General features: G+C 66.5%; 1 protein-coding gene. It reads left to right on the top strand.

The window, feature by feature from the left end:
- The coding region (locus tag NQU54_RS48825) for a DUF6531 domain-containing protein (RefSeq protein ID WP_257636691.1) at positions 1-451 on the top strand (451 nt) is incomplete at both ends.

The raw sequence follows: 451 nt of genomic DNA, 5'->3' as shown, positions 1-451 counted from the left end.
CGCACTCCGCCGCGACGGCAGCGCCCGCAAGCGCACCGACGACGATCCGAACAAGAACAACACACCTAACGAGGAGCGACCCAAAACCGGTGAGCCGATCGACGTGGCCACCGGGGAGATGGTCATGTCCGCCACCGACATCACCCTGCCCGGCGCTCTGCCGCTGGTCCTGAAACGGCACTACATCTCCGGCCATCCCTGTGGGGGCTGGTTCGGCCGCACCTGGGCCGGCACACTCGATCAGCGACTCGAAATCGACGACGCCGGCGTCGTCTACATCACCGACGACGGCATGCTCCTCACCTACCCGGTACCAGAACCCGACGTACCGACCCTGCCAAGCTCCGGGCCTCGCTGGCCACTGTGCTGGGACGGCAAACCCGACGGCACCTTCACCATCACGGTGCCCGAACACAACCGCACCCTTCACTTCGCCCCGCTGCCGGTGAGT

This window comes from Streptomyces malaysiensis subsp. samsunensis, assembly GCF_024519315.1.
Lineage (GTDB): Bacteria > Actinomycetota > Actinomycetes > Streptomycetales > Streptomycetaceae > Streptomyces > Streptomyces malaysiensis.
The sequence above is the reverse complement of the archived record's forward strand: the minus strand, read 5'-3'. Positions and strand labels throughout refer to the sequence as shown.